The 3,565-nt window shown below is 72.3% G+C and carries 2 protein-coding genes and 1 tRNA gene; all 3 read right to left on the bottom strand.

Annotation, left to right across the window (positions count from 1 at the left end; translation table 11 throughout):
* Positions 1 to 63: 63 nt before the first annotated feature.
* The 3 genes from purM to KBA23_RS16290 all read right to left on the bottom strand — a co-directional run bounded on the left by purM (position 64) and on the right by KBA23_RS16290 (position 3,563).
* Entirely contained in the window at positions 64 to 1,107 is a 1,044-nt protein-coding gene (purM, locus tag KBA23_RS16280) for a phosphoribosylformylglycinamidine cyclo-ligase (protein WP_290743183.1), read from the bottom strand.
* Positions 1,108 to 1,330: 223 nt separating this feature from the next.
* On the bottom strand, positions 1,331 to 3,283 hold the full coding sequence (locus tag KBA23_RS16285; RefSeq protein ID WP_290743184.1) for an elongation factor G: 1,953 nt from the start codon (positions 3,281 to 3,283) through the stop codon (positions 1,331 to 1,333).
* Between the two features lie 203 nt (positions 3,284 to 3,486).
* A tRNA-His gene (locus KBA23_RS16290) sits at positions 3,487 to 3,563 on the bottom strand.
* Between the last annotated feature and the right edge of the window lie 2 nt (positions 3,564 to 3,565).

Genomic DNA, 3,565 nt, shown 5'->3' on the forward strand with positions numbered 1-3,565 from the left:
CCACCATGTTCGAGCCGCCACCCGAGATCAGGATGGCCACGCGGCGGCGCGCCATGCCGGGGCTCACAGATCGCCCGAAAAGCGGACGCCGGCCCCGGGGACGATGCGACCGATGGTCGTGACCGTCTCGCCCGCGGCGGCGAGAAGGGCGGCGATGTCCCCGGCCCGGTCCGGCGCGACCGCGAGGACGAGGCCGACGCCGCAATTGAAGGTCTTCAGCATTTCCGCCGGGGCGATGCCGGCCTCGGTCCGGAGCCAGCGAAAGACCGGCGGAAGGTCCCAGGCGCCGAGGTCGATCTCGGCGCCCAGACCATCGGGCAGCATCCGCGGCGTGTTCTCGGTCAGGCCGCCGCCGGTGATATGGGCCAGCCCGTGCACGCCGCCCGCGGCGATGGCGTCGAGCAGGGGGCGGACATAGATGCGTGTCGGCGCCAGCAGCGCCTCGCCGAGCGTGCCGGGACCGAAGGGCGAGGGCGCGTCCCAGCCGAGACCGCTTTGCGCGACCACGCGGCGCACGAGGCTGTAGCCGTTGGAATGCACGCCGCTCGAAGCGAGGCCGATGAGGACATCGCCGGCCGCCACGTCGCGGGGCAGTCCCTGGCCGCGTTCCATCGCGCCGACGGCGAAGCCGGCGAGGTCGAAGTCGCCGTCGGCGTACATGCCCGGCATCTCGGCGGTTTCGCCGCCGACGAGCGCCGCGCCGGCGAGGGCGCAGCCCTCGCCGATGCCGGCGATGACGGCCGCCGCCTCGGCGACCTCGAGCTTGCCGGTGGCGAAATAGTCCAGAAAGAACAGCGGCGCCGCGCCCTGACAGACGAGGTCGTTGACGCACATGGCGACGAGGTCGATACCGACCGTCCCGAGTCGCCCGCTCTCGATCGCGACGCGCAGCTTGGTACCGACGCCGTCCGTCGCGGCGACGAGGATCGGATCCTGAAACCCCGCCGCGCGCAGGTCGAAGAGCGCGCCGAAGCCGCCGAGGCCCGCCATGACCCCGGGCCGGTCCGTGCGCCGGGCGACCGGCTTGATCCGTTCCACGAGGGCGTTCCCCGCGTCGATGTCGACGCCCGCGTCCGCGTAGGTCAGGCCGTTCCGCCGTTCGGTCACCCGCGTGTCTCCCTTTCGCTGCGCGGCCCGCTCTAGCCCAAGTCGCGGCCGATGGGAACACCGCCAGCGGCCTGACCGGTCAGCCGGCGCGGAAATGCGCGAGCAGCGCCCCGCGCGCCGCCGCGGCGGAGGGTCAAGCGCGATGGTCGGGGAACCGCACGGCGCAGAAGGGCTTGGTCCCGACATGGAAATCGGTCGGCGGGGTGGCGGGTCTTGGCTTGCCTCAGGCCGGCTCGCGCGCGTGATCCTGCACGATGCGTTCGGCCGCCTTGCCGTGCAACTCCTCATAATGATCGAAAGCCGCCTCGAACGAACCGACACCCTGGGTTGCCGCGCGAATGTCGTTCGCGAGGTCGGCGAGCGCGGCGCCCGGGATCAGGGCGGCGAAGACCTCCCAGCCCTTGGCATCGGGGTCGGCGTCGAAGCCGAGAACCTGGCCGAGATGCGCCGAGACGATGGGCGAGATCGCCCCGGTAAAGGCCGCCGGCGCGTGGATCGCCACCTTGAACACCGGTTGCAGCAATACCGGCGCCGCCTCGCGCAGAGCCTCGCCAACGGCGCGGCGGCCGGCGATGCGGAAGGCCATTTCGGAACTGTCGACCGCGTGATGCAGCCCGTCGGTCAGCACCACGGCCACGTCGATCACCGGAAAGCCGAGCGGCCCGCGCTCCATCGCGTCGCGCGCACCCTGTTCGACGGCGGGGATGTAGTTGCGGGGCACGGCGCCGCCTTTGACCAATTCCGAGAAGACGAAGCCCGCGCCGCGGGCGCCGGGCGCGACGGTCAGCTTGACATCGGCGAACTGGCCGGCGCCGCCCGTCTGCTTCTTGTGGCGATAGGCCTGGTCGTGGGGGCGCGTGACGGTCTCGCGATAGGCGGGCGGCGGCACGCTGTCGCGGGCCTCCAACCCGAAGGTCTCCTTCAGGCGCTGGCGCAGGACGCGCAGATGCAGCGGCCCCTGGATGCCGATCAGGGCGGCGCCGGTCACCGGATCCTGCCCGACGCGGAGCGCGCCATCGGTCTCGGCGAGGGTGGCGAGCGCGCCCGAGAGCTTGACGCCTTCGCGCTCGGTCATCGGCTCGAGGATGCGCCGGGTCTGCGGCCGCGGTGCGCGGTGCCAGGCGGGGGCGGGGAAGGTGCCCGCCCCGGTGACGAGCAGGCCCGGCGTCAGGTGGTCGGCCTTGACGAGCGAGACGATCTCGCCGTCGGCCGCGGCGTCGAGATGGCGCCCGTCGCGCGGATCGGCGCAACCGAACTGCCCCGGCGCCCGCCCGCCGAGCGGCCGGTTGGCGGGCAGCGGTTCCAGCGCGCGCAGCAGGAGCGCGCGGCCGAGATGCTTGCGATGCGCGCCGCTGAAGACGACGGCGCTGGGCGCGGCGTCGAGCCCGGCCTGTTCGCGCAGCCGGTCCCTGAGCGCGGCCGGTCCGGGCGCCTCGTGGCGCAGCGCCTTCATCAGCCGCGTGATGCCATTGCCATGCGCGGCCGAGCCGATCAGCGCCGGCATGGCCGTCCGAGCGCCGAGCACCTGGGCGCAGATCGCATAGACCTCGGCGCTCGGCGGCGTCTGGTCCTCGATCAACTCCTCCAGCAGATGGTCGTCGAAGCTCGAAAGATGTTCGAGCAGGTCGCCGCGCGCCTCGCGCTCGCGCTCGGTCACTTCCTTCGGGATCTCGATCAGGCGAGAGGGTTCGCCCTCGCGATAGGCCCAGGCCCGTTCCGAGACGAGATCGACGGCGCCGACCACATGCCCGTCGCGGCGGATCGGCACCTGGCGCAGCACGATCGGCCGCGGCGTGTAGTCCTGGAGCGCGGCGACCACGTCGCGCAAACGGCCGACCGCCTCGTCCATGCGGTTCACGAAAACAAGGGCCGGCGTTCCGGACCGCTCCACCAGCCGGAGGTAGGGCGCGGCGAGCACGGCGGCGTCCGGATCCGGCGAGACGCAGATCACGGCGGCGTCGGCCGCGAGCAGGGCATCGGCGGCGACCGAGAGGAATTCGATCGACCCCGGCGTGTCGATCGCCTGCCAGTCCTCGCCGAGATGGGTGAGGCTCGCGACGCGAAGCTCGCCCGGGCCGGCGGGAGCCGGTGGCTTGCCTTCGAGCGCGCGGATGCGATCGACCAGCGTCGACTTGCCGGTGTTCGATGCCCCGAGTATCGCGATGGCTCGCGTCATGACATTTCCCCCTTGGTCGTTCCTGCTTGCGGGAACTCTCCGCTATGTCGCGCCGGATTTCCAGCACGGCGCGCGGGCGTCGGCCGAAAGGCGCGGGCAATCGGAAGGATGGTGAACGCCGGGCCTTGCGTCCCGGACGGCGCCGGGGCCGTCCCCGGGTGGGTCGCGACGCGCGTCGGCGGCGGGATTTCAGGGGGGATTGTTGGTACCAGCGCCCCGGCTTGAACGGGGGACCTCCTGATCCACAATCAGGCGCTCTAACCAACTGAGCTACGCCGGCAC

Source organism: Amaricoccus sp., assembly GCF_017995835.1.
GTDB lineage: Bacteria > Pseudomonadota > Alphaproteobacteria > Rhodobacterales > Rhodobacteraceae > Amaricoccus.

Excerpts from the sequence above, each read along its gene's own strand:
- KBA23_RS16285 (WP_290743184.1), bottom strand. The coding sequence starts at position 3,283 with ATGACGCGAGCCATCGCGATACTCGGGGCATCGAACACCGGCAAGTCG.